This window comes from Serratia sp. X3, assembly GCF_014982455.1.
Lineage (GTDB): Bacteria > Pseudomonadota > Gammaproteobacteria > Enterobacterales > Enterobacteriaceae > Serratia > Serratia ureilytica.
Map to the genome: position 1 here is coordinate 13,151 of NZ_JADCNB010000008.1, position 22,840 is coordinate 35,990.

Consider the following 22,840-nt stretch of genomic DNA (forward strand, 5'->3'; position numbering starts at 1 on the left):
TCCTCAGGCTTTTCGATTCTGTAACGCGATAAACAGGATCAGCACGCCGCCCCACAGGGCCATGGTCAGGTAGCTGCTGACCCCCAGCAAATTGAGGCCGCTTTCCAACATTTGCAGCACGATCAGCGCCAGCACCAGTCCCAGAATGCGGCCGAAGCCGCCGTCCGGGTTAATGCCGCCCAGCACCGAGGCCAGAATGGTCACCAGCAGATAAGATTCGCCGTAGCCGGCCTTGGCCGAGTTGAACTTGGCCATCATCAGCAGCGCGGCGCCCCAGCCGAGCAGCGCCGACAGGATATACACCGCGATCTGCACCCGCGCGGTGTTCACGCCGCTGAAGCGGGTGGCCTGCTCGTTGGAGCCGATCAGGTACAGGCTGCGCCCCAGCGTGGTGTGCTCCAGCAGCAGCCACAGACCCACCGCCACCAGCAGGAACAGGATCAGCGCCACCGGCACGCCGAGCACGGCGCCGTTGCCGAGAAATTGAATCGCCGCCGGGAAGCCGGAGATCACCGCGCCGTTGGACAGCAGAATATTCAGGCCGGTGATCAGCGTCATGGTGCCGAGCGAGGCGAGGATGGGCGAGACGCCTATCCAGGCTACCAGCGCGCCGTTGAGCGTGCCGATCGCCACCGCCACCAGCAGGCCGGCCAACAGCGCCAGCGCCAGGAACAGCGGCTGGTCGGGATGGCTGACGATGATCGCCGCCATCACCAGCGAACAGGCGTTGGCGCCGGCGATGATCGACAGGTTGATGCCGCCGGTCAGCATGGTGATGCCCATGCCGAGCGCCAGCAGGCCGAGGATCGGCAGCTGCGAGGCGATCGACTGGAAGTTGCCGAGGCTGAAGAAGCGCGATCCGAGCAGCCCGGCGAACAGCAGCGCCACCGCGATGATGATCGCGCCCTGCAGGCGAATGATCCGATCGTTTGGGATCAACCGAGTTAACTGCGTCATGTCAGATCTCCTTGAGCAGCTTGCGTTTTTCGTTCCAGGCGGTGGTGCTGATGCTGATCAAAATGATCGCGCCGCTGAATACCTGGTGCCAATAGGCCGAGACGCTGAGCAGCGTCAGCCCGTTTTGCAGGAAGGCCAGCAGCACCACGCCGAGCAGGGTGCCGGTCAACGATCCGCGGCCGCCGCTCATGCTGGTGCCGCCCAGCACCACCGCCGCCAATACCGTCAGCTCGAAGCCGAGCAGCGAGTTGGGCGCCACCGACTGGGTGATCTGCGCCTGCACCACCGCCGCGACGCCGGCCAGAATGCCCATATAGCCGTAGACGCAGAAGTGCAGCCGCAGCAGGTTCAACCCCAGGCGCGACGCCGCGTCGCGGTTGCCGCCCATGGCGTAGATCTGGCGCCCCAGCCGGGTGCGGTTCATCAGCACGCCGGTGACGACGATGGTCGCCAGCAGGCACAGCAGCGGCAGCGTCAGGCCGTAGTCGTAACCGTCGGCGCCCTGGAACGAGAACCAGTTGATGCCGTTCATGAACCAGTCCGGGAAGCCGTACAGCCAGGTACCGTTGGTGGCGTACACCAGCAGGCCGTAGAACAGGTTAAGGGTAGCGATGGTGATGATGATCGCCGGCACCTTGAGCCAATACACCAGGAAACCGTTCACCAACCCGAGCAGCAGGCCGACGCCAATCGCCAGGGCGAACGCCAGCGGGAAGCTGCCGCCGTGCTGGATCACCCAGCTGGCCATCACATACTGCGCGATGGCGGTGACCGCCGGGAACGAAATGTCGATGCCGCCGGCGATCAGCACCACGAACAGCCCGCAGGCCAGGATGCCGAGAATGGCGTAGCTGGTGGCGACGTCGGTCAGGTTGCCGAGCGTCAGAAACTCATCGGTGCCGGCGCTCAGGCCGATCGCCAGCAGCAGCACCAGCAGGCCGAGATAAAACTCGTGCCGCCCGGCCAGGCGGGCCAATAATGACTTATCCATTCACCACCTCGGCGATCTGTTGTTCGGTACTCTGGTGCGGCGCGAATTCGGCGATCAGCTCGCCCTTGCGCATCACCATCACCCGATGGCTGTTGTAATAGGCTTCCGGGATCTCGTCGCAGATCATCAGCACCGCCATGCCCAGCTGCGCCAGATCGCGGGCGATCTGGTAGATCCCCTCTTTGTTGGCGATGTCCACGCCGACGGTGGGCGAGTCGAGGATCAGGATCTTCGGCTGGGTCGCCACCCATTTGGCGATGGCGATGCGCTGGGCGTTGCCGCCGGACAGGGTTTTCACCGGCAATGCGCTGTCGGACACCTTGATGTTCAGATCGCGGATCAGCCGGTTGACCAGTTCGGTCGCCCTGGCGTGATCCAGCAGCCCGAGCGAGGTATGCAGCCGATCGAAGACGGTGACGATGGTGTTGTCGTAGATCGATTGCTCCATGATCAATCCCTGCGTCAGACGATCCTCCGACACATAGCCGATGCCGTGGCGCACCGCTTCGCGGTTGTTGTGCAGCTGCACCGCCCGGCCCTCGATGCGGATCTCGCCGCTGTCCGGCCGCGTCATGCCGAACAGGCTGAGGCACAGTTCGGTGCGGCCGGCGCCGAGCAGGCCGACGATCGAGACGATCTCGCCGCCGCGCAGCGCCAGATTGACGTTGCGGTATTTTTCGCCGCGGCTGAGGTTGCGCACCTCGAGCAGCGGCGCCTGTTCGGCCGGCGGCAGCGGGGGCAGCGGGCTGTAATGGAAGCGTTGGCCGGTCATCAGGAACGCCAGTTCATGGCTGTCCAGTTCGCTGGCCGGCCAGGTGCCCACCAGCTTGCCGTCGCGCATCACGCTGATGCGATCGGCGACTTCCATCACTTCATCCAATCTGTGGCTGACGAACACCACGCAGATGCCGGCCGCCTTCAGCTCGTTGACCACCCGCAACAGGCCGTCGACCTCCTGGCGGGTCAGCGAGGCGGTCGGTTCGTCCATGATAACCAACCGCGCTTCGGCGGCGATGGCGCGACAAATCGCCACCAGCTGCCGATCGGCGATCGACAGTTTTTCTACTTTTTTATCGGGATCGATGTGTACGCCGACCCGCGCCATGGCGTCCAGCGCCGTCTGGCGCATCACCCGCTTGCGCACCCAGAAGTGGCCGCCGGGCAGGTAACGGTGGATGGCGATGTTTTCCGCCACCGTCAGGTTAGGGAACAGCGACAGGTCCTGGTAGATCACCTGTATGCCGTAATAACCGGACAGCTGCGGCGTCAGGGCGTGGAAGAGTTTGCCTTCCAGCGAAATATTGGCGCCTTTTTCCGGCTGATAGACGCCGGAGATGATTTTAATGATGGTGCTTTTGCCGCAGCCGTTTTGCCCGGCCAGGCAGTGCACTTCGCCTTTATTCAGCGTCAGGTTGATCTGGTCTAATGCCAGCACGCCTGGGAATCGCTTGCTGATATTCTCCAGGGTGATAAATGCGGGGGAGGCTGTCATAACGTTAACCTGTGCTTGCGTAGCGGCCGAAGCCCTGGGCGCAGCAACGCTGCGCCCCTACGAGGGTTTAACTACTTTCCCGGTGTGGCGAAATTACGCGAAAAATCAGAATCCGAGCGATTGGGCGTTGTCTTTGGTCACTTCCAAAATCTTATTAAACCGAATCACTTTGTGTTCCATATCGACGTCGGCTTTGCCGAGGCCCTCGATCGACAGGTCCTTATTCACTTCTTTGCCCTGCAGCAGCTGGTCGGCCACCGTCACCAGCGCATAACCGGCGTCTTTCGGATCCCACAGCAGCGCTTTCTTGATGTCGCCGCGCATCAGGTAAGGGGCGGCCTGCGCCGGCATGGCGATGCCCACTACCGCGATTTTGTCCTTGGCGCGTTTCTTGGCCACCGCCTGGCCGGCGCCGATTGGGCCGAGCGAACCGAAGCCAATGATGCCCTTCATCTGCGGATAGGTTTTCATCAGATCCAGCGTGGTGGCGTAGGATTTATCGATGCTTTCCGCCACCGGCAAGCGCGAGGTGACTTCAAACATGTCCGGGTATTTTTCTTTCTGGTATTTGATGGCGGAATCGGCCCAGGCGTTGTGCAGCGGCACGGTCAGCGAGCCGACGTAGATCGCGTAGCCGCCTTTGCCGCCCATGTCCTTCGCCAGCTCATCGACGTTGGCCTGCGCGTATTTCTCGCTGTCGATGGTCTCGATGTCCCACTGGCCGATCTGCTGATCCGGGGATTCATGGGTCAGCACCACGATGCCTTTGTCGCGCGCTTTTTTCAGCACCGGCTCCAGCACCTTGGCGTCGTTCGGCACCACGATGATGGCGTTGACGTTCTTGGCGATCAGATCCTCAATCACCTTGACCTGCGCGGCCGGATCCGGCGTAGACGGGCCGGTCTGGTAAGCGTTGACGTCGAGTTTTTTCGCCGCTTCGTTGACGCCCACTTCCATGCGGTTGAACCACGGAATGCCGGTCACTTTGGCAACCACGGCAATCTCATATTTATCAGCGGCGAACACAGGTGTTGTCGATAACATGCACGCAGAAACCACACATGCATTTAATAATGCGAGGTTAAATTTCATTAGCTGTACCTTTTTTTATCTGTAGGGGTGGCGGTTTTTCCACCGCTGCAGATTACAAAGGAATGGAAGAGGGAGCGTAGCCGAAGTTAATGAAATGTGATCTGTGCACATTTAAGTAAAATACTGGCGTATTTATTGTTAAATAAATGTTTAATTATTTAGTGGTGGTAAATTTACTACCAATCAAACGGCTATAAATAACTTTTTATTAACTTTTAATTAACTAATTTGCATCATTTCGATGGCTTGGACGCGGAAAAAAATGCCGGCGAAGGAGCCGGCATTGAAGCATTTAATCGATGTGTGAACAAGATCACCTTTGCGCCCGATTACAGCACGCCCTGGGCCAACATCGCCTCCGCGACCTTGACGAAACCGGCGATATTCGCGCCGTGTACATAGTGGGTTTGCTTGCCCTCGCCGCCGTATTCCACGCAGGCATGGTGAATATCCGCCATGATATGTTGTAAACGTACATCCACTTTTTCCGCCCGCCAGCCGATGCGCGCGGCGTTTTGCGCCATCTCCAGCCCCGAGGTGGCCACGCCGCCGGCGTTGGCCGCCTTGCCGGGCGCGAACAGCACGCCGGCGTCGAGGAAGGCGTCGGTGGCCTGGATGGTGGTCGGCATGTTGGCGCCTTCCGCCACCGCTTTCACCCCGTTGCGGATCAGCGTCTGCGCCGCCTCGAGATCCAGTTCGTTCTGCGTGGCGCACGGCAGGGCGATATCCACCGGCACGTTCCACGGCTGCTGGCCCGCCAGGTAGGTCAGGCCGCGTTCGCGGGCGTAGTCCGCCACCCGGCCGTAGCGCTGGTTTTTGATCTCCGCCAGGTGCGCCAGCTTCTCGGTGGTGAAGCCGTCTTCGTCCACCAGAGTGCCGCCGGAATCCGACACGGTGATCACGCGCGCGTCCAGCTCCAACGCTTTCTCGATGGTGTACTGCGCCACGTTGCCGGAGCCGGACACTGCCACCCGCATCCCCTCAAAGCCCAGGCCGTGGCGCTGAAGCATGGCGTCGGTAAAGTACACCAGGCCGTAGCCGGTCGCCTCGGGGCGGATCAGGCTGCCGCCGAAGGAGAGCCCTTTGCCGGTAAACACGCAGGCGGTGTTGTTGGACAGTTTCTTCATCATGCCGGCCATAAAGCCGACTTCACGGCCGCCGACGCCGATGTCGCCGGCCGGCACGTCGGTGTCCGGGCCCAAGTGGCGATACAGCTCGGTCATCAGCGCTTGGCAGAAACGCATGATCTCGCCCTGGCTTTTGCCCTTCGGATCGAAATCGGAGCCGCCTTTGCCGCCGCCCATCGGCAGGGTGGTCAGCGCATTCTTGAAGGTCTGCTCAAAGCCGAGGAACTTCAGGATCGACAGGTTTACCGACGGGTGGAAGCGCATGCCGCCCTTGTAGGGGCCGATGGCCGAGTTGAACTGGACGCGAAAGGCGCGATTGACCTGCACTTGGCCGCGATCGTCCACCCAGCTGACGCGGAACTGAATGATGCGCTCGGGCTCCACCAGGCGCTCCAGCAGCGCCTGTTCGCGATAGCGCGGGTTGCGCTCGATAAATGGCCACAGCGAGGTGAACACTTCGCGCACGGCCTGCAGATATTCCGGCTGGTGGGGGTTATGGCGTTGTAACGAGGACAGGAAAGACTCTACCGATACGGCATATTCCATGGATAACTCCTTTTAGCATTAAATTTTCCCCCGCTATTTCTTATAGATTTGGGTATAGGTGATGCTCGGGGGAGGATGTTGTGTCTTTAGCGACTATATCATCGGAGGGCGGTTGATTATCAAGCGATTAATCGGCGTGGCGGCATGAAAAACGCCCGCAGGGCGCGGGCGTTGGGCAGTTAAGTTAGCAAGCGCTTACTTTATTCGTCTTCTTCGTCGCGCAGCGGCACGATCAGCATATCGATGTGCACGGTATTGATCAGCTGGCGAGCGGAAGACATCAGTTTGCTCCAGAAGTCCTGGTGGTGGCCGCACAGCACCAGATCCATGTCGTATTTCTTGATGGCGTCCACCAGCACCTGCGCCAGATCGCCGCTGCCGCTCAGGGTCTCGGTGATCGGGTAGCCGGCGTTTTGCGACAGCTCGGTCAGCGCCTGGTGGGTTTCTTCAGAGATGCGCTTTTGCATGTCGCCGAGATTGACGTCGATAAGGCCGGTATAGAGATCGGAATAGTTGACATCGACGTGGATCAGAGAAACTTTGGCGTTATACGGCCGCGCCATAGAGACGGCTTTTTCTACCAGGATCTTGCTTTCCGGGGATAGGTCTACCGCGATCAATATGTGTTTGTAAGCCATAAGAATACTCCTTCCATAAACATGCCGATTAAAAAGGGTTAGCAGGCGTTCCGTGTACCCGCCTGGCGCTTTTGGTTCCATAGTATCATTCGGATAACGCAATGATATGTTGGGGCGATCACACTGCGCCGCATCGAAAATCTCTGCGCACGATACCTTTCGTTGTACACCCGCGCGGCGAAAAAGCCTAAGGGTTATGCGGGTTTTAACGGTCTGACCGCTTGAATTATAAGCGTTATTAAACAAAGTATAGCGCTAAATGTGCAATCAGCGCTCCAGATGCGGTTGCAGCAGGCTTTCAAACCACTCATGAAACACCGCCAAACGGCGGGAACGCTGGCGGCGATGGGGGTAGATCAGGGCGATCGGCATGGAGGCGGCGCGGTAACCGGGCAGGACTTCCACCAGTTCACCGGCGTCGAGCAGGTGTTGCACGTCGTAGCGCGGGATTTGCATCAATCCCAGCCCGGCGCGGCAGCAGGCGATATAGCTTTCGGCGTTGTTGACCACCACCCGGCTGGGCAAGTCGAGCCGCTGGGTGTGGCCGTCGCCGGTCAGGTATTCCCAGGGGGATTCGCGGCCGGTTTTGGGCGAGGCGTAGCCGATGCTCCAGTGCCCCTTGGCGAGGTCGGCGGGATGGAGAGGATGGCCGAATTCGCTCAGGTAGGCGGGGCTGGCGCAGTTGATCAGCGCGATATGGCCGAGTGGGCGCATCACCAGGCTGCTGTCGTGCAGATCGCCGACGCGCACCGCGCAGTCGACCCCTTCCTGCACCAGATCGATGGCGCGATCGGCGGAGCCGAGCACCAGCTGCAGATGAGGGTGGCGCCGCAGCAGGCTGGGCAGCGCCGGCGCGATCAGCCGACGGGCGATGCGGCTCGGCACGTCGACGCTGAGCCGCCCGGAGGCCTGCCGTTGGCTGGCCTGAAACGACTGATCGATATCCTCCACCTCGGCCAGCAGCGGGCGCAGCCGTTCGAGCAGCTGTTCGCCGTCGGCGGTCAGCCGCACTTGCCGTGTGGTGCGGTGCAGCAGGCGCACGCCCAGCTGCGTTTCCAGTTGCTGAACGGCGGCGGACACCGAGGCGCGCGGCACCTCCAGCGCATGGGCCGCCCGGATAAAGCTGCCCATCTCCGCCACCTGCACGAATACGCGATATTGATTGAATCTGTCCATCTCGTTGACCTGCTGTTCCTTGGCGCCGTTTCTGACAGAGAGTGTAGCCGCATGGCGCGGTTGCGCGCGAGCAGGTGCGGGGGCGATAGGTGCCCCCGCCGGGTTTATTTGGTGGTGTAGCCGCCGTTGATCAGGATGGTTTGGCCGGTGACCCACCAGCCATCGCTGACCAGATGACGGATAAACGGCACCACGTCTTCGATATCGGTCAGGCCGGTTTGGCTGAATGGCGACAGCGCCGCCGCCGTCTTGTGGTAGGCCACGGCGTCCGCGCCTTCCGCCGGGTAGAAGAACGGGGTATCCATCGGGCCGGGGCCGACCGCCGTCACGGAGATGCCGCGCTCGCCGAACTCCTTGGCGGCGGCGCGGGTGAAGTGCTCCACCGGCGCTTTGGTGCCGGCGTAAGCGGCGTAGAACGGCGTGAAGGCGCCGAGCAGCGAGGTGACCAGCGTGCAGATTTTGCCGTTGTCGTTAAGGTGCTTACCCGCTTCTTTCAGGAAGAAGAACGCGGTTTTGGCGTTGACTGCGGTCATCTCGTCGTACTCGGCTTCGCTGATGTCGATCATCGGTTTTTTCAGCACCTTGCCGACGGTATTGATGGCGATATCCGGCTTGCCGACGGCGGCGACAGCATCGGCGAACAGCTTCTCGACCGCGCCTGCGGTGGTCAGATCGGCCTGCAGCGCGACGCCTTGCGCCCCGGCGGCCTGAATGGCGGCGACGGTTTTCTCCGCCTCGGTTTTGGAGGCGGCGCTGTTGTAGTGGATCACCACCGCTTTGGCGCCTTGCTCAGCCAAATCGCGCGCGATCAGTCCGCCGAGGTTCTTGGCACCGCCGGCGATCAGGACGGTTTTTCCCTTGATTGAATGGTTTGCCATAACAGTTTCCTTGGAAAAGCGTAACGGAAACCTGAGTCTAGCCAGCGTGGGGGGAAAGATCAGCGGCGTGGCGCGGGATAGACTATCCATAAAAACAGCCTAATCGAAAACGGGCGGTTATCGCTTATAACGCCCCGGCAGGTGACTTTTCGGCACAGGACGGTAAATTTTATCCACTGCTCAGGCCAGTTTGCGTTTCATTAACCTACAATGATGGATATGGGCCTCATCATTTCTCCTCTGAGTAGAACCATGCCGTGCAAATCTCATCGTGCGGTGCGGCAACGTCTTCGGAGGCGGTGGGTTATGGGCGTGGCCCGTGCAGGCAAAAAAAGGGGATGAGAGCGGTAAGCTCCAGCAGAGTATCGGGTAATGAGGTAGGGCGGTTGGACCCGGCGGATGGCCGCGGATAACAACGCCTTGAGGGGGCAATCATGATCAGTACCGTCGCGCTGTTTTGGGCCTTGTGTGTGGTGTGTGTGGTTAACATGGTGCGGTATTACTCTTCTCTGCGCGCGCTGCTGGTGGTATTGCGCGGCTGTGACCCGCTGCTGTACCAATATGTCGACGGCGGCGGCTTCTTTACCGCCCACGGCCAACCCAGCAAGCAGCTGAGGCTGGTGCGTTATATTTTCGCGCAGCGCTATGTCGAGCACCACGATCCGGAGTTTATTCGCCGCTGCGAGCGGGTGCGCGGGCAGTTTATGCTGACTTCGGCCCTGTGCGGCCTGGTGGTCATCTGCCTGATAGCGATGATGATTTGGTATTAATGCCTTTCTGTTTCCCTTGATGCAGGCAAAAAAAAGGCGGCCATGCGGCCGCCTTCCTCATGATGCTTATCGCTTAGATCAGCTTCAACGCGACCCAATACAGCGCACCGGAAAGCAGAATCGAGATTGGCAGGGTGAGCACCCAGGCCAACAGGATGTTCTTCACGGTTTTGCTCTGCACGCCGCCGCCGTCCACGATCATCGTCCCGGCAACCGCCGAAGAGAGAACGTGGGTGGTGGAGACCGGCATGCCGGTATAACTCGCCACGCCGATCGACAGCGCCGCGGTCATCTGGGCCGATACGCCCTGGGCGTAGGTCATGCCTTTCTTGCCGATCTTCTCGCCGATGGTGGTGGCTACGCGTTTCCAGCCCACCATGGTGCCGAGCGACAGCGCCAGCGCGACGGCGACGATGATCCACATCGGCGCGTACTCGACGGTCTGCAGCAGATCCTGACGCAGGTTCTTCAGGAAGCGCTGATCGGCGGATGAGGTTTCCGGCAGCTTGGCGACTTTATCCGCCGTGTCGGTCACGCACATCAGCAGGCGGCGCAAATGGCTGCGCTGCTCAACCGTCAACTGATCGTAGCTTTGCAGGTCGGTCAGCATGCCCTGAGCCAGCTCGATCGCCGGCATGGCGCGCGAACTGTCGCAGTGGAACTCGGCCGGTTTGCCAGGCGCGGCGTCGTCATCCGGGCTTGGCACCAGCGGCGTCAACGACACCGCATGCGACAGCGCGTCGCCGTGCTGCTGGTAATATTGCTGCAGGTGGGTCACGGCGTCACGCGTACGGGTGATGTCATAACCGGTTGCATTCATATTGACCACGAAGCCGGCCGGGGCAACGCCGATCAGCACCAGCATGATAAGGCCGATGCCTTTCTGACCGTCGTTGGCGCCGTGCGAGAAGCTGACGCCAATCGCCGACAGGATCAGCGCGATACGGGTCCAGAACGGCGGCTTGCGTTTGCCGTCGACCTTTTCACGTTCCGCTGGGGTCATGTGGATACGCTGGCGTTTCTTGGTGCCACTCCAATAGCGGCGCAAGGCGAACACCATCACTCCCGCCACCATCATGCCGACCAGCGGCGAGAACAGCAGAGAAAGGAAAATGCCAATCATTTTCGGGACGTTAAGCGCATCCACGACCGAAGTGTGGGTCATCAGGGCGTTGGTTAAACCGACACCGATGATTGCGCCTATCAGCGTATGGGAACTGGACGCCGGCAGACCGAAATACCAGGTGCCGAGGTTCCAGATGATTGCCGCCAACAGCATGGAGAAGACCATGGCTAATCCGTGTGCTGAACTGACGTTCAACAACAGATCGGTAGGCAACAAGTGGACGATGGCGTAAGCAACACTCAAACCGCCGAGCATTACGCCAAGAAAGTTGAACAAACCTGCCATCACGACCGCAAGTTGCGAGCGCATGGCGCGGGTATAAATAACTGTAGCGACCGCATTGGCCGTATCATGAAAACCGTTGATGGCTTCATAAAACAACACGAACAACAATGCGAGAATTAACATCAGGCCGGTATGGAAATCCAGGCCAGCGAACAAATGCAGCATAAGCGTTACGCCAGTTTGTGGACATGAACGCCGCGCATTATCAGTGACAACCGGTGCCGGGGAAAAGGAAAATATGACGTTTTTTTGATTTGGACATGACGAAATGGTGGCGTGTCTATAACAAAAATATGGAATATCAACGCGTTAATCTGCTCTGACCTCTGTAATATTTTCTTACTATGGCGTTGGCGGCGCGGGGGCTTTACAATCTGCCGCCGTGAATTTGGCGGTGACCGGCGGCGAAACGGCGTAATATGGCGCTCTTTTGTCGCGATTGTGGTTTTGATAAGTGAGGCTCAGGTGGAACAGTTTGATGTCGTAGTGATTGGGGCGGGCGCCGCCGGCATGTTTTGCGCCGCGCAGGCGGGGCAACTCGGTTGCCGCGTGTTGCTGCTCGACAACGGCAAAAAACCGGGCCGCAAGATCCTGATGTCCGGCGGCGGGCGCTGCAACTTCACCAACATGTACGCCGAACCGGCGGCCTATCTGTCGAACAACCCGCATTTTTGCAAGTCGGCGCTGGCGCGCTATACCCAGTGGGACTTTATCGATCTGATCAACCGTTACGGCATCGCCTACCATGAAAAAACGCTGGGGCAGCTGTTCTGCGACGATTCGGCGCAGCAGGTGGTGGATCTGCTGGTCAAAGAGTGCGAGCTGGGCCAGGTGACGATGCGCCTGCGCAGCGAAGTGCTGGGCGTGGAGAAAACCGAGAACGGCTACGCGCTGGCGCTCAATGGCGAAAAAGTAAGTGCTCGCTCACTTGTGGTGGCCAGCGGCGGATTATCCATGCCGGGGCTGGGCGCCTCGCCGTTCGGTTACAAGCTGGCGGAGCAGTTCGGCCTCAGGGTGCTGCCGACGCGCGCCGGGCTGGTGCCGTTTACCCTGCATAAGCCGCTGCTGGAGCATGTGCAAACGCTGTCCGGCGTGTCGGTGCCGGCGGTGATCACCGCCGAGAACGGCGTCAGCTTCCGTGAAAGCATCCTGTTCACCCATCGCGGCCTGTCCGGCCCGGCGGTATTGCAGCTGTCCAGCTACTGGCAACCGGGTGAGTATGTGAGTATTAACTTACTTCCTGAGCTGGATCTGGCGGGCTTCCTTGATGAACAGCGCCTGCAGCACCCGAACCAAAGCCTGAAAAACACCCTGGCGCTGCACTTGCCGAAGCGGCTGGTAGAATGCTTGCAGACCCTGGGACAACTGCCGGAGGCGACGCTGAAGCAGCTGAATGCGCCGCAGCAGGCGGCGCTGGTGGATCTGTTGCAGAACTGGCGCGTGCAGCCGAATGGCACCGAAGGTTATCGCACGGCGGAGGTGACGCTCGGCGGCGTCGACACCAACGAACTTTCCTCCAAGACGATGGAGGCCCACAAGGCGCCGGGGCTCTATTTTATCGGTGAAGTGGTGGACGTGACCGGGTGGCTGGGCGGTTACAACTTCCAGTGGGCCTGGAGCTCGGCCTGGGCCTGCGCCCAGGCGCTGGCGGCGCAGGGGCGGTAACGTTCAGCAGTGACGGGTTAGGCCGATTTTTTTGGAACACAACGCAGACACAACCCAGCGACCGCCGCTGCTGCTGCATAAAGCATTAGCAGGTAGACGGTCGAAAGCGCTGGCGGATCGCCGAGACCCCATTCATTAGACTTGTGAACCATTTCCAACGCCATGTCCGGTGTCAGCAGCAGCCGAGAGAGAATGATGTTCGGCAAGACAGCGCATAGCAGGACAAAAATCACCGAGGCGATCGTGATTAGGCTCCATTTTCTCTCTCAACCTGCCGGCCCTTTCAATTCCACGCGATTGCCGTCCGGATCGCTGAAATAGATGGACGGCCCGTCGCCTTCCGCGCCGTAGCGCGATTCGGCGGGATCAGCGTCGATCCCCTGCGATCGCAGGTAGGTCAACAACGCGTCTTCGTTGAACGGATCGATGCGCAGGCAAAAGTGATCGACGTTCTGCTGTCTGGCATCGGGCGGCATGCCGCCTTTTCTTCCGAGCATGCCGTTGACGTCCACCAGATCGATCATGGAGGCGCCGGCGCGCAGGTGCACCAGCCCCAAATCCGGCCGCTGTTTGGCGATATCACAACCGATAACCTGGGTATAAAAACGCAGGCTGTTCTGCATATCGCGCACGCGCAGCACCACATGATCGATATTCTTCAGGCTGAAAGGGGGCATGGTTCTCTCCCAAGAGCGGTACGTGACTCTTTAGCATAAGCGGTCGCGCCCGATTTATCCTGTTTTCACCCCCTATTGCCGTCAGCGCCGCCGCTTATCGCAACGCGGCCACGATCCCCTCCAGCTCAGCACGCTGCACCTCACCAAGTGCGCTGTCCATCGCGGCATTCTCCGCCAGCAGGGTTTGCAGGCCGATCAGCCAGTCATAGATATAAAACGCGGTATTTTTGGTCGGCGTCGGCGCCAGCCGGGTTAGCCGCTGCTGGCCGCTCCAGTCCACCGCCGGCTGCGGCGGCGGGGTAAAGATCGGCTGGCCGGGATTGACGCGGCTCTCGGGGCGCGTGGCCGCGTCGCGCCGCTGGAAGCCGAGCCAGGCGACGAAGTCGCCCAGTAGCGCCAGCGCCTGGCTGATCTGCCGATCTTCACCCTGTTCCGGCAAGCCCCCGGCGCACAGCGCGCGCTCCAGTTCGTCGTCGAGCCGCAGGCGGCAGGCGGCGCCGATCAGGGCATCGACCAGCAGTTCGAGGTGCGGCCTGTCGACGCCGAGCAGATCCAGCAATCGGCGGCTGTCAGGCAGCGCGCGCAGATGGTTGACCCAGTCGGCGAAGATCCGCGCGGCGAAAGGCGATGCGGGCTGCTCGCCGGGCGCCGCAGGGTCTTGCGCACCGAACAGATCGATATCCAGCCCAAACGGCGAAGGCGGCGTCGTCTGGGACGGCGTCGTATGCTGCTGTTGCTGATAAAGCTGGCGCAGCGTATCGCGCTGGGGCAGCAACCGTTCCAGCAGTTCGCCGTGGCGGCCGGCCTGCGCCTGCAGTGCGCGCAACAGTTGCTGGGCGTGTTGCTGCGCCGCGTGCGGATCGGCGGCGGAGAGCCAGTTGCCGAGCAGGCTTTCCGTCAGTTCGCGCTGCAACTCTTCACGCTGTTCGATCAAGCGCGCTTGTTTGTGGGCCGGGCGCGCCTGTGCAGCCAGGTAGTTCACCATCCGGCGGCAGTCCTGTTCATCCAGCGCCAGCAGCGTGGCCCAGCTGTCGCCGGGCTCGCCGACCTGACGCTGGACGGCGTCGTCGGGCCGCGCTTTGCCTTCCTGACGCAGGTCGAACGGTGTGATCGCCCAGATTAAACCGGGCTTGCGGCGCTGGCGCAGCGTCGGGGTTTCCCCCTGGGTGTGGTTGACCCAATCGGCGAGCGCCTGGCCGACGCGCGCGGCGTCCTGCGGCGTGGCGGCGGCATCGGTCACCAGCAGCAGGCTGGCGTGCAGGCCGTCGGCGCAACGGGCCAGTAAATGGGCGCGCTTCGCCTGCTGCAGACGCTGCGCCGGCTCCGCCTGCGGACAGATGCGGCTGCCGGGCAGGTCGATCAGCGCCACGTCGGCGGGCAAGCCTGCCTGCGCCGTCTGCGGCAGCAGGGTGGTCACTTCTGCGGTCAGCCAGGCCAGATCGCTCAGTGCGATATCCCGTTCATCGCCGTTTTCGGTCATGACGGCGATCGTGGCGTTTTCCGGTGCGGCGCTTGCGGTTAGCAGCGCCAACGCGCGGTGCGGGGCATGAACCCGTCTGCTGCCGTCGAGCGCCTGCAACGCGTGCGCCAACTGGCGGTAACGCGCCGTCAGCGTCGCTTCCTCTCCCCACAGCGGCGCAAACAGGCGCGCGCGGTCATCAATGCTCAACTGCGGCGCCAGCGTCACCGCCTGCGGCCAGAAGTGCCTGTCGAGCGTGGATTGCTCCTTGTCGCCGTGGCGGCGCAGGCTGTCCCACAGCGCCAGTACGGCATTGCCGTCGAGGCCATCGATGGCGACCGCCTGCCGGTGGCGCGTCAGCGCTTGCAGGTGGTCGGCGATGGCGCGGGCGTCCCAGTCCGGGCGGAAGCCGCTCATCGCGGCGGCGTCAATCGTCATGGCCAACAACTGCGCTTCATCGAGTAAGGCGAGGGCGATCGGATAATCGGCGGGCCCCGTCTCGGCCGCCGTGCAGTAGCGCACCGCGAGCGAAAGGTCCGCGTCGAAGCGTTTAGCGCCGGGCGCCAGCGCCGCCAACAGATAGGCTTTGGCGGCGGCGTTGTGGCCATATAAACCGATGGCGACCTGCGCAGGCCGTGTGTTTTCCAACAGGGCGGCGCGGTTATGGCAACGCCGTAAACGCTGTATCAGCCGATCGGCTTCCCGTTCCAGGCGGGCGGAGTGACGGCGTGCGGCGTCCACCCAGTCGATCGCCTGCAAAATGCCGGCGCTAAGCGCGTTATTCGGAGCCGCTGGGGCGAGGGTTTGCGTGTTCATCGTGGGTAAATGCTCCCGCTGTCTATCCAGTAGTGGGTCGCACCGGAGGCGCTGGCAGCCAGGGTATTGAGTTTCAGTTGCAGGTGGTGCGCCGGGACGGGGCTGCCGTCGGCCAGCAGCGCCTGGGCGATCTTGACGCTCTCGGCGCCCTGCTCGGCGCTGGCGGTGATGGCCAGACGCAGGCTGATCACCGCGTCGCCGGCCAGCTTGCGCGCCAGCTGGGCGTCATTGATGGTGAGCGTATAGAGCGGCGAGGCCGGCCAGCGTTCGTTGTCCAGCTGGCGGAAGCCCAGACGCAGCGGGCCGCGCAGCTGGAAGCTGCCGGCGGGATCGAGCGCGAAATCGGCGCGATCCAGATCGATGTCGCGGTAATAGACGTTATCGTCCGCCAGCATGTTGTTGCCGTCCAGCATGCCCAGATAGCGAATGGTGGAGTAGGGCTGGAAATCCCCGACGTTGAAGTAAAAGCTCTCCAGCCGCAGATCGATCGCCAACAGGCACAGCATGGCGCCCACGGCGGCGGTGGATTTCGGGTTGTCGATGCGGCCGCGTTTGTTGAACGGGTACCAGCTGCGGGTGTGATACCCCTCGAGCGGCAGAATGCGGCTGGCGGGCAGCGGCTGCAGGTGGCGCAGCAGCGCCTGCACGCCGGGGAAGCGCGCCGGGCGGCCGGTCAGCAGCAACACGTCGCAGGTATACAGCGCCACCACCTCGGCCAGCAGGCGCAGGCAGCGGCCGATGCCGATGCGATCGGACAAGAAGGCGGCGTGCAGGTCGGCCAGACGGATCACCAGCGGGGTGTGCAGGATATCGAAGGTGTCGCTGTCGGCTTCGCGCTGTACTTCGCCGTTGATAAACGCCAGCACCTGCGGCGTCGGCCGCTGCGGCAGCAGATCGCCGAGGCCGGCGGCGATTTCCGCGCGGCTGTCCAGCGGATCGTACTGCTCATAGGCGGCGAGCAGCGCGCGTCCGGCGGGCATGAAGATCTGCAGCGCGGCCTGCTGACGCAGGGTGGAAAGCCCGTCCATGCGCCCTTCGTTGCCGAACAGTTTGTCCATCAGCGCCGCGGCGGCGCTCACGCCGGCGGCCTCGAACGCCTGTTGCACGGCGGGCAGGACAAACTGCTGGATGATGTCCAGCAGGATGTCGTCGCCGGCGACTTTAAAGCCCTCGCGGAACAGCAGGCGCGGGTTGATTTTGATGTTGTTGCCTACGCCGTCATCGAGCGAGTAGTGCGTGATCGCCAGATCCGTGGTGCCGCCGCCGATGTCGATGGAGGCGATGCGCAGCGTCTTGCCGGGCTGTTCACCCGGCGCCAGCGGCCGATCGGGCCGAGCCATGGCGGCGAAGAAGGCGTCGGTGCGGCCGGCGAAGTTCACCTGGGTTTCGTTGTACAGATAGACCATCTGGCCGCAGGTGGCTTCGTCCCACTCGATCTGCACCTGCGGCGCCGGGAAGCGAGTGTGCGCGCCGTCGAACGGCGCATCCTGCGGGTGCCAGCCGAGGGCTTTCCACACCAGCCCGATCGCTTCCCGCATGCGGCGGCGGAAGATCTCCCGCTCCGGCTTCGGCATGGCCGACGGCAGCGTCAGGATGATGGCGCGTAAACGGCGCGGGGCGGCGGCGTTCGGCATGCGGCTGCGCTGGGTGATGCTGTTGATCTGCATCAGCGCCTGCGCCAACAGCTCGCTCAGCATCAGGCTCATCACCGCGCTGCGGCTGTAATGGGCGGCGAACACCGGTAGCCGTTCGGCCGTCGGCAGGGTGGACAGCGGCACGCCCTCGTCGTTGATCAAGGTGGTCAACGGCGCGGCGGCGGCCATCGGCTCGTGCCGCTCGTTGAAGCGCCAGCCGGGCGCATAGCGCTCTTCGTCCCACAGATAGCGGCGCGGGCTGGAGATGCCGGTGGTGCCTTCATGCCCTTCGCGTCGCTGCGCCAATTGCGCGGCTTCACGGCCGACGCGGGTGATGGACGGCCACTGGAAGGCATCGTCGCGTCCGCTCTGGAAGGACAGATGCGGCTTGCCGAACGCGGCCCGAGAAAACTCCACCCGGCTCTCGAACAGTTCGTTGTAGACGTGATGCGGTTCGGACAGCGAGCGCAGCTGCAGCTCATAGGTTTGCTTCAGGCCGTTGCTCTCTTCCGGATGGTCTTCGACCAGCACGCCGCAGGTGTGAGAATTGCCGACGTCCAGCACCAGATCGACGTCGATCGCCGGCTGTTGCAGCGTCGCCGCCGCCATTTTTATCTGCGGCACCGTCAGCTGATGGCCGAGCATGTGCAACAGGTTGAGGTAGTGCGCCTGATACTCGAAGGTTTTCAGCCCGGCGTTGATCTCCGCCTCGGTGCGCTGTTCCCGCTCGGCGGCGCGCTGGCTGAACGCCTCGCGCAGCCAGCCGTCCACCCAGGTCAGATCGAGGAACTCGCCCAGCTCGTGGTTGCGGTGCGCCAGCGCGAAGCTCAGATCGGCGCCGAGATCGCTCTCGCCCGGCGCCAGCGCTTCCTGGCCGGGCGCGGCGGCGCGGGTATCGAAGGCCAGCACCACCCGCAGCAGGTTGCCGTCCTGATCCGGTTCATCCAGCTGCACCACCTGCAGGCGAGCCCAGTTATCCGGGCCCGACAAAAATGTCCCCGAGGCGGTATAGCGCAAGAACGGCAACGGCAGCCAGAGCTTATCCAGCAGGCGCAGCGACTGCTGCAGCGGGTAGCTGAACTCCGGCCGCACCACTTCGGCGGCTTGCCCACCCTCGGCCGGCAGCTGATATTTGCCGCTCTCGGCCTCCCATTGCAGGCGCAGCAGCGGGCCGCTGGCGGTCTTGCGCACGAATTTGCCGGGAAACTCGGCGTCCAGCCGCGGCGTCAGGGCAAAGTCCATAAACTGAATGCCGCTGTCCTGAATCAGCGTAATGCCGTGTTTGTAGTCCGTAAGGGGTGCCAGCATCATTTACTCTCGCGCTTGAACGTCATGGGATAGGTGGTGTCCGCATCGTAGCGGCCGGTGCATTCCGCGGCCCCGGTCTCGCCCTGGCGGCAGACGATTTCCGGGATCTGGTAGCGGCTGCCGTCGCTGCAGCGCGCCTTGGTGCGGCTGTTGATCACCAGATTGCCGGACTGCATCAGCCCGGCCTCGACCGCCACCCGGCAGCTGACGCCATCGCCGTAGGCGATGACGGCGCTGCCTTTGCCTGCGTTCAGGCGGTATTGCAGGCTGGGGCGCTTGCCGGTGATCGGATCTTTCAGCGCCACCGTGGCGCGCCATTTGCCGTTAAGGAAACGGGTGGAGCCGGCCTTCACCGCCTCGGGCGGCAGCACCAGCGCATTTTTGTCCGCCGGCTGCGGGATGACCGGCGCCGGGGGCGGCGGCATCAGCGTGGCGTGCGCCAGCGGCAAGCGCAGCTCAGGCAACGGCGCGGCGGTTTTTTCCGGCGGTGCCGGATGGCGCACCTCAGCCGGCATCGCCGGTTGCGGCGGCGGTGAGCGGTGCAGCCAGGCGGCCAGCGCCGCGCTGCCTAGCAGCAGTACCGGCAACAGCCACAGCGCGTGGCGTCGACGCGGGCGAACAACGGCGGGGGATTCGGCGGGCGCCGTCGGGGCGGGCACCGGTTCAGGCTCGGCGGCCGGGGCTGGTTTTACCGGTTCGACAACGGCCGGTTTGCGCGGAGCGGCGGCGATCGGCGCCGGTTTTTCCACTTCCGATTCGAGCGGGCGCAGGCAGGCTAACGGATCGTCCGGGCTCTGCGCCTGCGGTTTGATAAAGCCCCAAAAGGTCAGCACCGGCCGATCGTCCACCAGGTAGACGTGGTTGGGATCGGGAATGTGCATCGCTTTGGCCAGCAGCGCGCCGAACAGGCGGTGGCTGGGGTGATCGGTCGCCTGGGTCTGTTCGGTCAGGCTGCGGAAGGTCGCCAGACAGTGTTCCAGGTGGCGCACCGCCTGCGCGCGCTGGGCATCGCTTGCCGCCAGCCAGGAGGTCACCTTGCCCGGAAAGGGCGCATACCAGTCGATGCGCGTGCCGCTTTCGTTCGGCTGGGGGATCGCCAGACAGTCGGCGGCCTGCTGCTGTCGGCGAAGACGCAGGGTTTCCCGCAGCTGCTGCGCGCAGGCGTAGATCGGTTGCCCGTTTTCGCCTAAAGCCAGCACATCATCCAAACTGCCACTGCGTAAGAAGGGTTTCACCACGGCGCCGCACCTTGTCCTGTTCTGCAAAAACGCATAAAAGTCCATGATACCCTGCAGGCAGCGCCGCCAAACGGCCAAGGACAGCCCGAAAAACGCCCTTCTTTGGCGTTAGCGGCGCACTTTGGCAACCGGCACAGTGAAAATCTCGCTATCTGGACCTGTTTGTGAACCGCTTTATCTGAAAAATAGAACGCAGCCCCGGCAAGCGACGCCGGGGGAACGATGTTCTCTTTCACTATGACCTCGCCTCGCGGGTTGCCGATTTCGGTATGCCTCAGGCGTGCGGAGCATTCGCATGATGGACAGTCAGTCTGAAAAAACGCTTGTTGTTACCCCTGCTCATTCCGCCGTCGGGCATTCGGCTCAGGGCTGGATGAACGGTTTCCTCGGCATGATTATCTTCAGCGGCTCGTTGCCCGCCACCCGGGTGGCGGTGCTGGAGCTCGATCCGCTGTTTCTGACGGCGATCAGGGCGGCGATCGCCGCTTTGCTGGCCCTGTGCGCGCTGTGGATCACTCGCCAGGCGCGGCCGACGCGGGCCGATTTGCCGCCGCTGCTGTTTGTGGCGCTCGGCGTGGTCATCGGCTTCCCGCTGCTGACGGCGCTGGCGCTGCAGCACACCACCTCGGCGCATTCGCTGGTGTATATCGGCCTGCTGCCGCTGGCGACCGCCGGTTTTGGCGTCTTGTGCGGCGGAGAGCGGCCCAAGCCCGCTTTTTGGGCTTTTTCGGGCATCGGCGCTGCGCTGGTGGGGGCGTTCGCGCTGAGCCAAGGGAGCGGCGGCGCCTGGCAGGGAGATGCGCTGATGGTCGGCGCGGTGCTGCTGTGCGGTCTGGGTTATGCCGAAGGGGCGGTGCTGTCGCGCCGGATCGGTGGCTGGCAGGTGATCTCCTGGGCGCTGGTGGTCGCCTTGCCGTTGACGCTGGTGGCGGCGTGGTGGGCGGCGCCGGCCACTTGGCCTGCCGTCAGCGGTGCCGCCTGGCTGTCGCTGGTGTACGTCTCGGTGTTCAGCATGTGGATTGGGTTTATCTTCTGGTATCGCGGCCTGGCGCAGGGCGGCATCGCCGCCGTCGGGCAGCTGCAGCTGCTGCAGCCGTTCTTCGGCCTGATGCTGGCGGCCTGGCTGCTGCAGGAAACCGTCCAGCCGATGATGATCGCCGTGATGGCCGGCGTGGTGGTTTGCGTGTTCGGCGCCAAGCGTTTTTCCCGCTAGGCGCCGCTGCCGGCGCAGGCCAGGATCACTTCGCCGAGCCGTTTCACCGCCTGCTGTACCTGGCGTTCATGGTAACCGCCCAATCCCAGCACCAGACCCGGCTCACCGTGGCCGAGCGCATACATCGGCGACACCGCCCGCAGCGCCAACCCGGCTTCGTTGGCGCACTGGGCGACCCGCACGTCATCGAGATCTTTCCTCAGCCACAGCACCATGTGCATGCCCTGATCGCAGGGCTGCACTACCGCCAAATCGGCGGGGATATGCGTGTTGATCGCCTCGATCAGCACCCGGCGTTTCTCGGCGTAGACGCCGCGCATTTTGCGGATATGCCGATCGAGATACCCTTCGGCGATAAAGGCGGCCAGTACGTGTTGATCCGCGCTGGGCGGGTGACGATCCATCAGGATCCGGGCGCCGCAAAAGGCGTCGACCAGCGGCGGCGGCACGATGGCGTAACCCAGCCGCAGCGAAGGGAACAGCACCTTGCTGAAGGTGCCGAGATAAAGCGTCCGCTCGGGCGCCAACCCTTGCAGCGAGGGGAACGGGTGGCCGGCGTAGCGCATCTCGCTGTCGTAATCGTCTTCCACGATCCAGGCCTGCCGCTCTTTGGCCCAGGCCAGCAGGGCGCTTCTTTTCGCCATGCTCATCGGCATGCCCAGCGGGTATTGATGCGACGGCGTGACAAAGGCGGCGCGGGCGTCGGCGGCCAGACGCACGCCGGCGGCAACGTCGATGCCGTCGTTAGCGACGGGCACCCTGATCATGTGCCGATCGCGAAACAGGCTGTTAAAAAGGGCGGTGATGCCGGCGTAGGCGGGGTCCTCGACCCAGGCGCTGTCGCCGGCGTCCAGCAGGATCTGCGCGGCCAGATACAGTCCTTGCTGGGTGCCGGCGGTGATGAGGATTTGCTGCGGCGTGCAATTTACCGAGCGGGAACGGCGCACATAGTCGCAGATGGCTTCGCGCAGCGGCAACGCGCCCAGCGGATCGCCGTAGCCCGACGGGGCGCCGGGGTCGCGCGCCCGGATGCGGTTGCCGAGCCGCCGCCAGACATCGTCGGGCGCGGTATCGCCGATCGGCACCGAGACGGTGAACGGCACCGGCGGCAGCGCCCGCACCTGGGCGGCGAAGCGCGCCAGATGCTGCGCCTGTGAAGAAAGCGGAACCGCTACCGCCGAACTCGCCTGTACCGTGGCGCGTGGCGTGCGGCGCGGCGCCTGATAGTGGGCAACCCGGGTGCCGGAACCGGGCTGCGGTTCGAGAAAGCCTTCCGCCGTCAGCTGGGCGAACGCCTCCAATACCGTGCCGCGCGCCAGATTCAGCGCCGCCGACAGCCGGCGTGTCGAAGGCAGCAGATCGCCCGCTTTCAGATCGCCTTTGTGGATAGCCCGGCGCAGGGCCTGCGCCAGCTGGTGGCTTAGCTGCCCCGCCTGGCGATCGAGCTCGCCCAGGGCGGGAACGTCAACGACTTGGGCTGTTCTGGGCATGCATTCCGGCTCGCAATCTATAGGGAAAATTAACGCTCAGAGTAGACCATTTTCGGCGTTAATAGCGGATATCTTTTATCATTTATTTGCTGTTGTTAAGTTCAGCGTTGGCTACACCTGAATGAGCGTAACGAAACGTTCGAAACTGTTTTAAAACTGGTCGCCAGATTTTGGGTATTTATTCGTAATATGCGGGGTAAATAACGGGAATCTCCTGCGGGAATAAGTAAGCATTAGCGGCCATAGGGGCATGGCTATCCGT

At 62.7% G+C, this 22,840-nt stretch carries 17 protein-coding genes; 3 read left to right on the forward strand and 14 right to left on the reverse strand.

Going from position 1 to position 22,840, the window contains the following annotated elements:
* Positions 1-3: 3 nt before the first annotated feature.
* The 8 genes from IMX17_RS21825 to IMX17_RS21860 form a co-directional block, all read right to left on the reverse strand.
* On the reverse strand, positions 4-957 hold the full coding sequence (locus IMX17_RS21825; RefSeq protein WP_094141595.1) for an ABC transporter permease: 954 nt from the start codon (positions 955-957) through the stop codon (positions 4-6).
* Position 958: 1 nt separating this feature from the next.
* On the reverse strand, positions 959-1,948 hold the full coding sequence (locus tag IMX17_RS21830; RefSeq protein ID WP_015379367.1) for an ABC transporter permease: 990 nt from the start codon (positions 1,946-1,948) through the stop codon (positions 959-961).
* The gene (locus IMX17_RS21835) at positions 1,941-3,440 is read right to left on the reverse strand and encodes a sugar ABC transporter ATP-binding protein (RefSeq protein WP_046898656.1); all 1,500 of its coding nucleotides are present in this window, start codon (positions 3,438-3,440) and stop codon (positions 1,941-1,943) included. Before IMX17_RS21835 ends, IMX17_RS21830 begins: the two co-directional genes overlap by 8 nt.
* Positions 3,441-3,545: 105 nt before the next feature.
* Positions 3,546-4,532, reverse strand: a complete 987-nt coding sequence (locus tag IMX17_RS21840; protein WP_033636379.1) for an autoinducer 2 ABC transporter substrate-binding protein — start codon at positions 4,530-4,532, stop codon at positions 3,546-3,548.
* Between the two features lie 329 nt (positions 4,533-4,861).
* Positions 4,862-6,205: an NADP-specific glutamate dehydrogenase gene (gdhA, locus tag IMX17_RS21845; protein WP_021505207.1), complete on the reverse strand. Its 1,344-nt coding sequence runs from the start codon at positions 6,203-6,205 to the stop codon at positions 4,862-4,864.
* 200 nt (positions 6,206-6,405) lie between these two features.
* Entirely contained in the window at positions 6,406-6,843 is a 438-nt protein-coding gene (gene uspA / locus IMX17_RS21850) for a universal stress protein UspA (protein ID WP_004930988.1), read from the reverse strand.
* A 267-nt stretch (positions 6,844-7,110) separates the two neighbouring features.
* Complete coding sequence (locus IMX17_RS21855; protein ID WP_182265688.1) at positions 7,111-8,019, reverse strand: LysR family transcriptional regulator; 909 nt, start codon at positions 8,017-8,019, stop codon at positions 7,111-7,113.
* Between the two features lie 104 nt (positions 8,020-8,123).
* A complete protein-coding gene (locus IMX17_RS21860; protein ID WP_046898658.1) occupies positions 8,124-8,897 on the reverse strand; it encodes an SDR family oxidoreductase in 774 nt (257 codons plus the stop codon).
* Between the two features lie 434 nt (positions 8,898-9,331).
* Here IMX17_RS21860 and uspB point away from each other — a divergent pair, with 434 nt between their 5' ends.
* The gene (gene uspB / locus IMX17_RS21865) at positions 9,332-9,667 is read left to right on the forward strand and encodes a universal stress protein UspB (RefSeq protein ID WP_004930978.1); all 336 of its coding nucleotides are present in this window, start codon (positions 9,332-9,334) and stop codon (positions 9,665-9,667) included.
* A gap of 73 nt (positions 9,668-9,740) precedes the next feature.
* Here uspB and pitA read toward each other — a convergent pair whose 3' ends face one another.
* Positions 9,741-11,243, reverse strand: coding sequence for an inorganic phosphate transporter PitA (pitA, locus tag IMX17_RS21870; RefSeq protein ID WP_046898659.1), 1,503 nt, complete (start codon positions 11,241-11,243; stop codon positions 9,741-9,743).
* A gap of 300 nt (positions 11,244-11,543) precedes the next feature.
* On the opposite strand from pitA, the gene IMX17_RS21875 reads away from it, so the two are divergent.
* A complete protein-coding gene (locus IMX17_RS21875; protein ID WP_033645347.1) occupies positions 11,544-12,743 on the forward strand; it encodes an NAD(P)/FAD-dependent oxidoreductase in 1,200 nt (399 codons plus the stop codon).
* A 266-nt stretch (positions 12,744-13,009) separates the two neighbouring features.
* Here the strand turns inward: IMX17_RS21875 and IMX17_RS21880 are convergent, their stop codons facing one another.
* From IMX17_RS21880 to IMX17_RS21895, 4 genes are all read right to left on the reverse strand, one after another.
* Positions 13,010-13,420, reverse strand: coding sequence for a VOC family protein (locus IMX17_RS21880; protein WP_046898660.1), 411 nt, complete (start codon positions 13,418-13,420; stop codon positions 13,010-13,012).
* Between the two features lie 94 nt (positions 13,421-13,514).
* Positions 13,515-15,695 carry a virulence factor SrfC family protein gene (locus IMX17_RS21885; protein ID WP_182265689.1) on the reverse strand — a complete coding sequence of 727 codons (2,181 nt, stop codon included), beginning with the start codon at positions 15,693-15,695 and terminating at the stop codon, positions 13,515-13,517.
* Positions 15,692-18,637 (reverse strand): virulence factor SrfB, encoded by a 2,946-nt coding sequence (locus IMX17_RS21890; protein WP_182265734.1) that lies wholly within the window; start codon positions 18,635-18,637, stop codon positions 15,692-15,694. The genes IMX17_RS21885 and IMX17_RS21890 overlap by 4 nt, the downstream gene beginning before the upstream one ends.
* Positions 18,637-19,875 carry an SrfA family protein gene (locus IMX17_RS21895; protein WP_182265690.1) on the reverse strand — a complete coding sequence of 413 codons (1,239 nt, stop codon included), beginning with the start codon at positions 19,873-19,875 and terminating at the stop codon, positions 18,637-18,639. Before IMX17_RS21895 ends, IMX17_RS21890 begins: the two co-directional genes overlap by 1 nt.
* 298 nt (positions 19,876-20,173) lie before the next feature.
* On the opposite strand from IMX17_RS21895, the gene IMX17_RS21900 reads away from it, so the two are divergent.
* The gene (locus IMX17_RS21900) at positions 20,174-21,088 is read left to right on the forward strand and encodes a DMT family transporter (RefSeq protein ID WP_182265735.1); all 915 of its coding nucleotides are present in this window, start codon (positions 20,174-20,176) and stop codon (positions 21,086-21,088) included.
* Here the strand turns inward: IMX17_RS21900 and IMX17_RS21905 are convergent.
* On the reverse strand, positions 21,085-22,578 hold the full coding sequence (locus IMX17_RS21905; protein ID WP_182265691.1) for a PLP-dependent aminotransferase family protein: 1,494 nt from the start codon (positions 22,576-22,578) through the stop codon (positions 21,085-21,087). The two genes, IMX17_RS21900 and IMX17_RS21905, sit on opposite strands and share 4 nt — an antisense overlap.
* Between the last annotated feature and the right edge of the window lie 262 nt (positions 22,579-22,840).

Coding starts and splice junctions, on each gene's coding strand:
- IMX17_RS21825 (WP_094141595.1), bottom strand. CDS start 957: ATGACGCAGTTAACTCGGTTGATCCCAAACGATCGGATCATTCGCCTG.
- IMX17_RS21830 (WP_015379367.1), bottom strand. CDS start 1,948: ATGGATAAGTCATTATTGGCCCGCCTGGCCGGGCGGCACGAGTTTTAT.
- IMX17_RS21835 (WP_046898656.1), bottom strand. CDS start 3,440: ATGACAGCCTCCCCCGCATTTATCACCCTGGAGAATATCAGCAAGCGA.
- IMX17_RS21840 (WP_033636379.1), bottom strand. CDS start 4,532: ATGAAATTTAACCTCGCATTATTAAATGCATGTGTGGTTTCTGCGTGC.
- gdhA (WP_021505207.1), bottom strand. CDS start 6,205: ATGGAATATGCCGTATCGGTAGAGTCTTTCCTGTCCTCGTTACAACGC.
- uspA (WP_004930988.1), bottom strand. CDS start 6,843: ATGGCTTACAAACACATATTGATCGCGGTAGACCTATCCCCGGAAAGC.
- IMX17_RS21855 (WP_182265688.1), bottom strand. CDS start 8,019: ATGGACAGATTCAATCAATATCGCGTATTCGTGCAGGTGGCGGAGATG.
- IMX17_RS21860 (WP_046898658.1), bottom strand. CDS start 8,897: ATGGCAAACCATTCAATCAAGGGAAAAACCGTCCTGATCGCCGGCGGT.
- uspB (WP_004930978.1), top strand. CDS start 9,332: ATGATCAGTACCGTCGCGCTGTTTTGGGCCTTGTGTGTGGTGTGTGTG.
- pitA (WP_046898659.1), bottom strand. CDS start 11,243: ATGCTGCATTTGTTCGCTGGCCTGGATTTCCATACCGGCCTGATGTTA.
- IMX17_RS21880 (WP_046898660.1), bottom strand. CDS start 13,420: ATGCCCCCTTTCAGCCTGAAGAATATCGATCATGTGGTGCTGCGCGTG.
- IMX17_RS21885 (WP_182265689.1), bottom strand. CDS start 15,695: ATGAACACGCAAACCCTCGCCCCAGCGGCTCCGAATAACGCGCTTAGC.
- IMX17_RS21890 (WP_182265734.1), bottom strand. CDS start 18,637: ATGCTGGCACCCCTTACGGACTACAAACACGGCATTACGCTGATTCAG.
- IMX17_RS21900 (WP_182265735.1), top strand. CDS start 20,174: ATGGACAGTCAGTCTGAAAAAACGCTTGTTGTTACCCCTGCTCATTCC.
- IMX17_RS21905 (WP_182265691.1), bottom strand. CDS start 22,578: ATGCCCAGAACAGCCCAAGTCGTTGACGTTCCCGCCCTGGGCGAGCTC.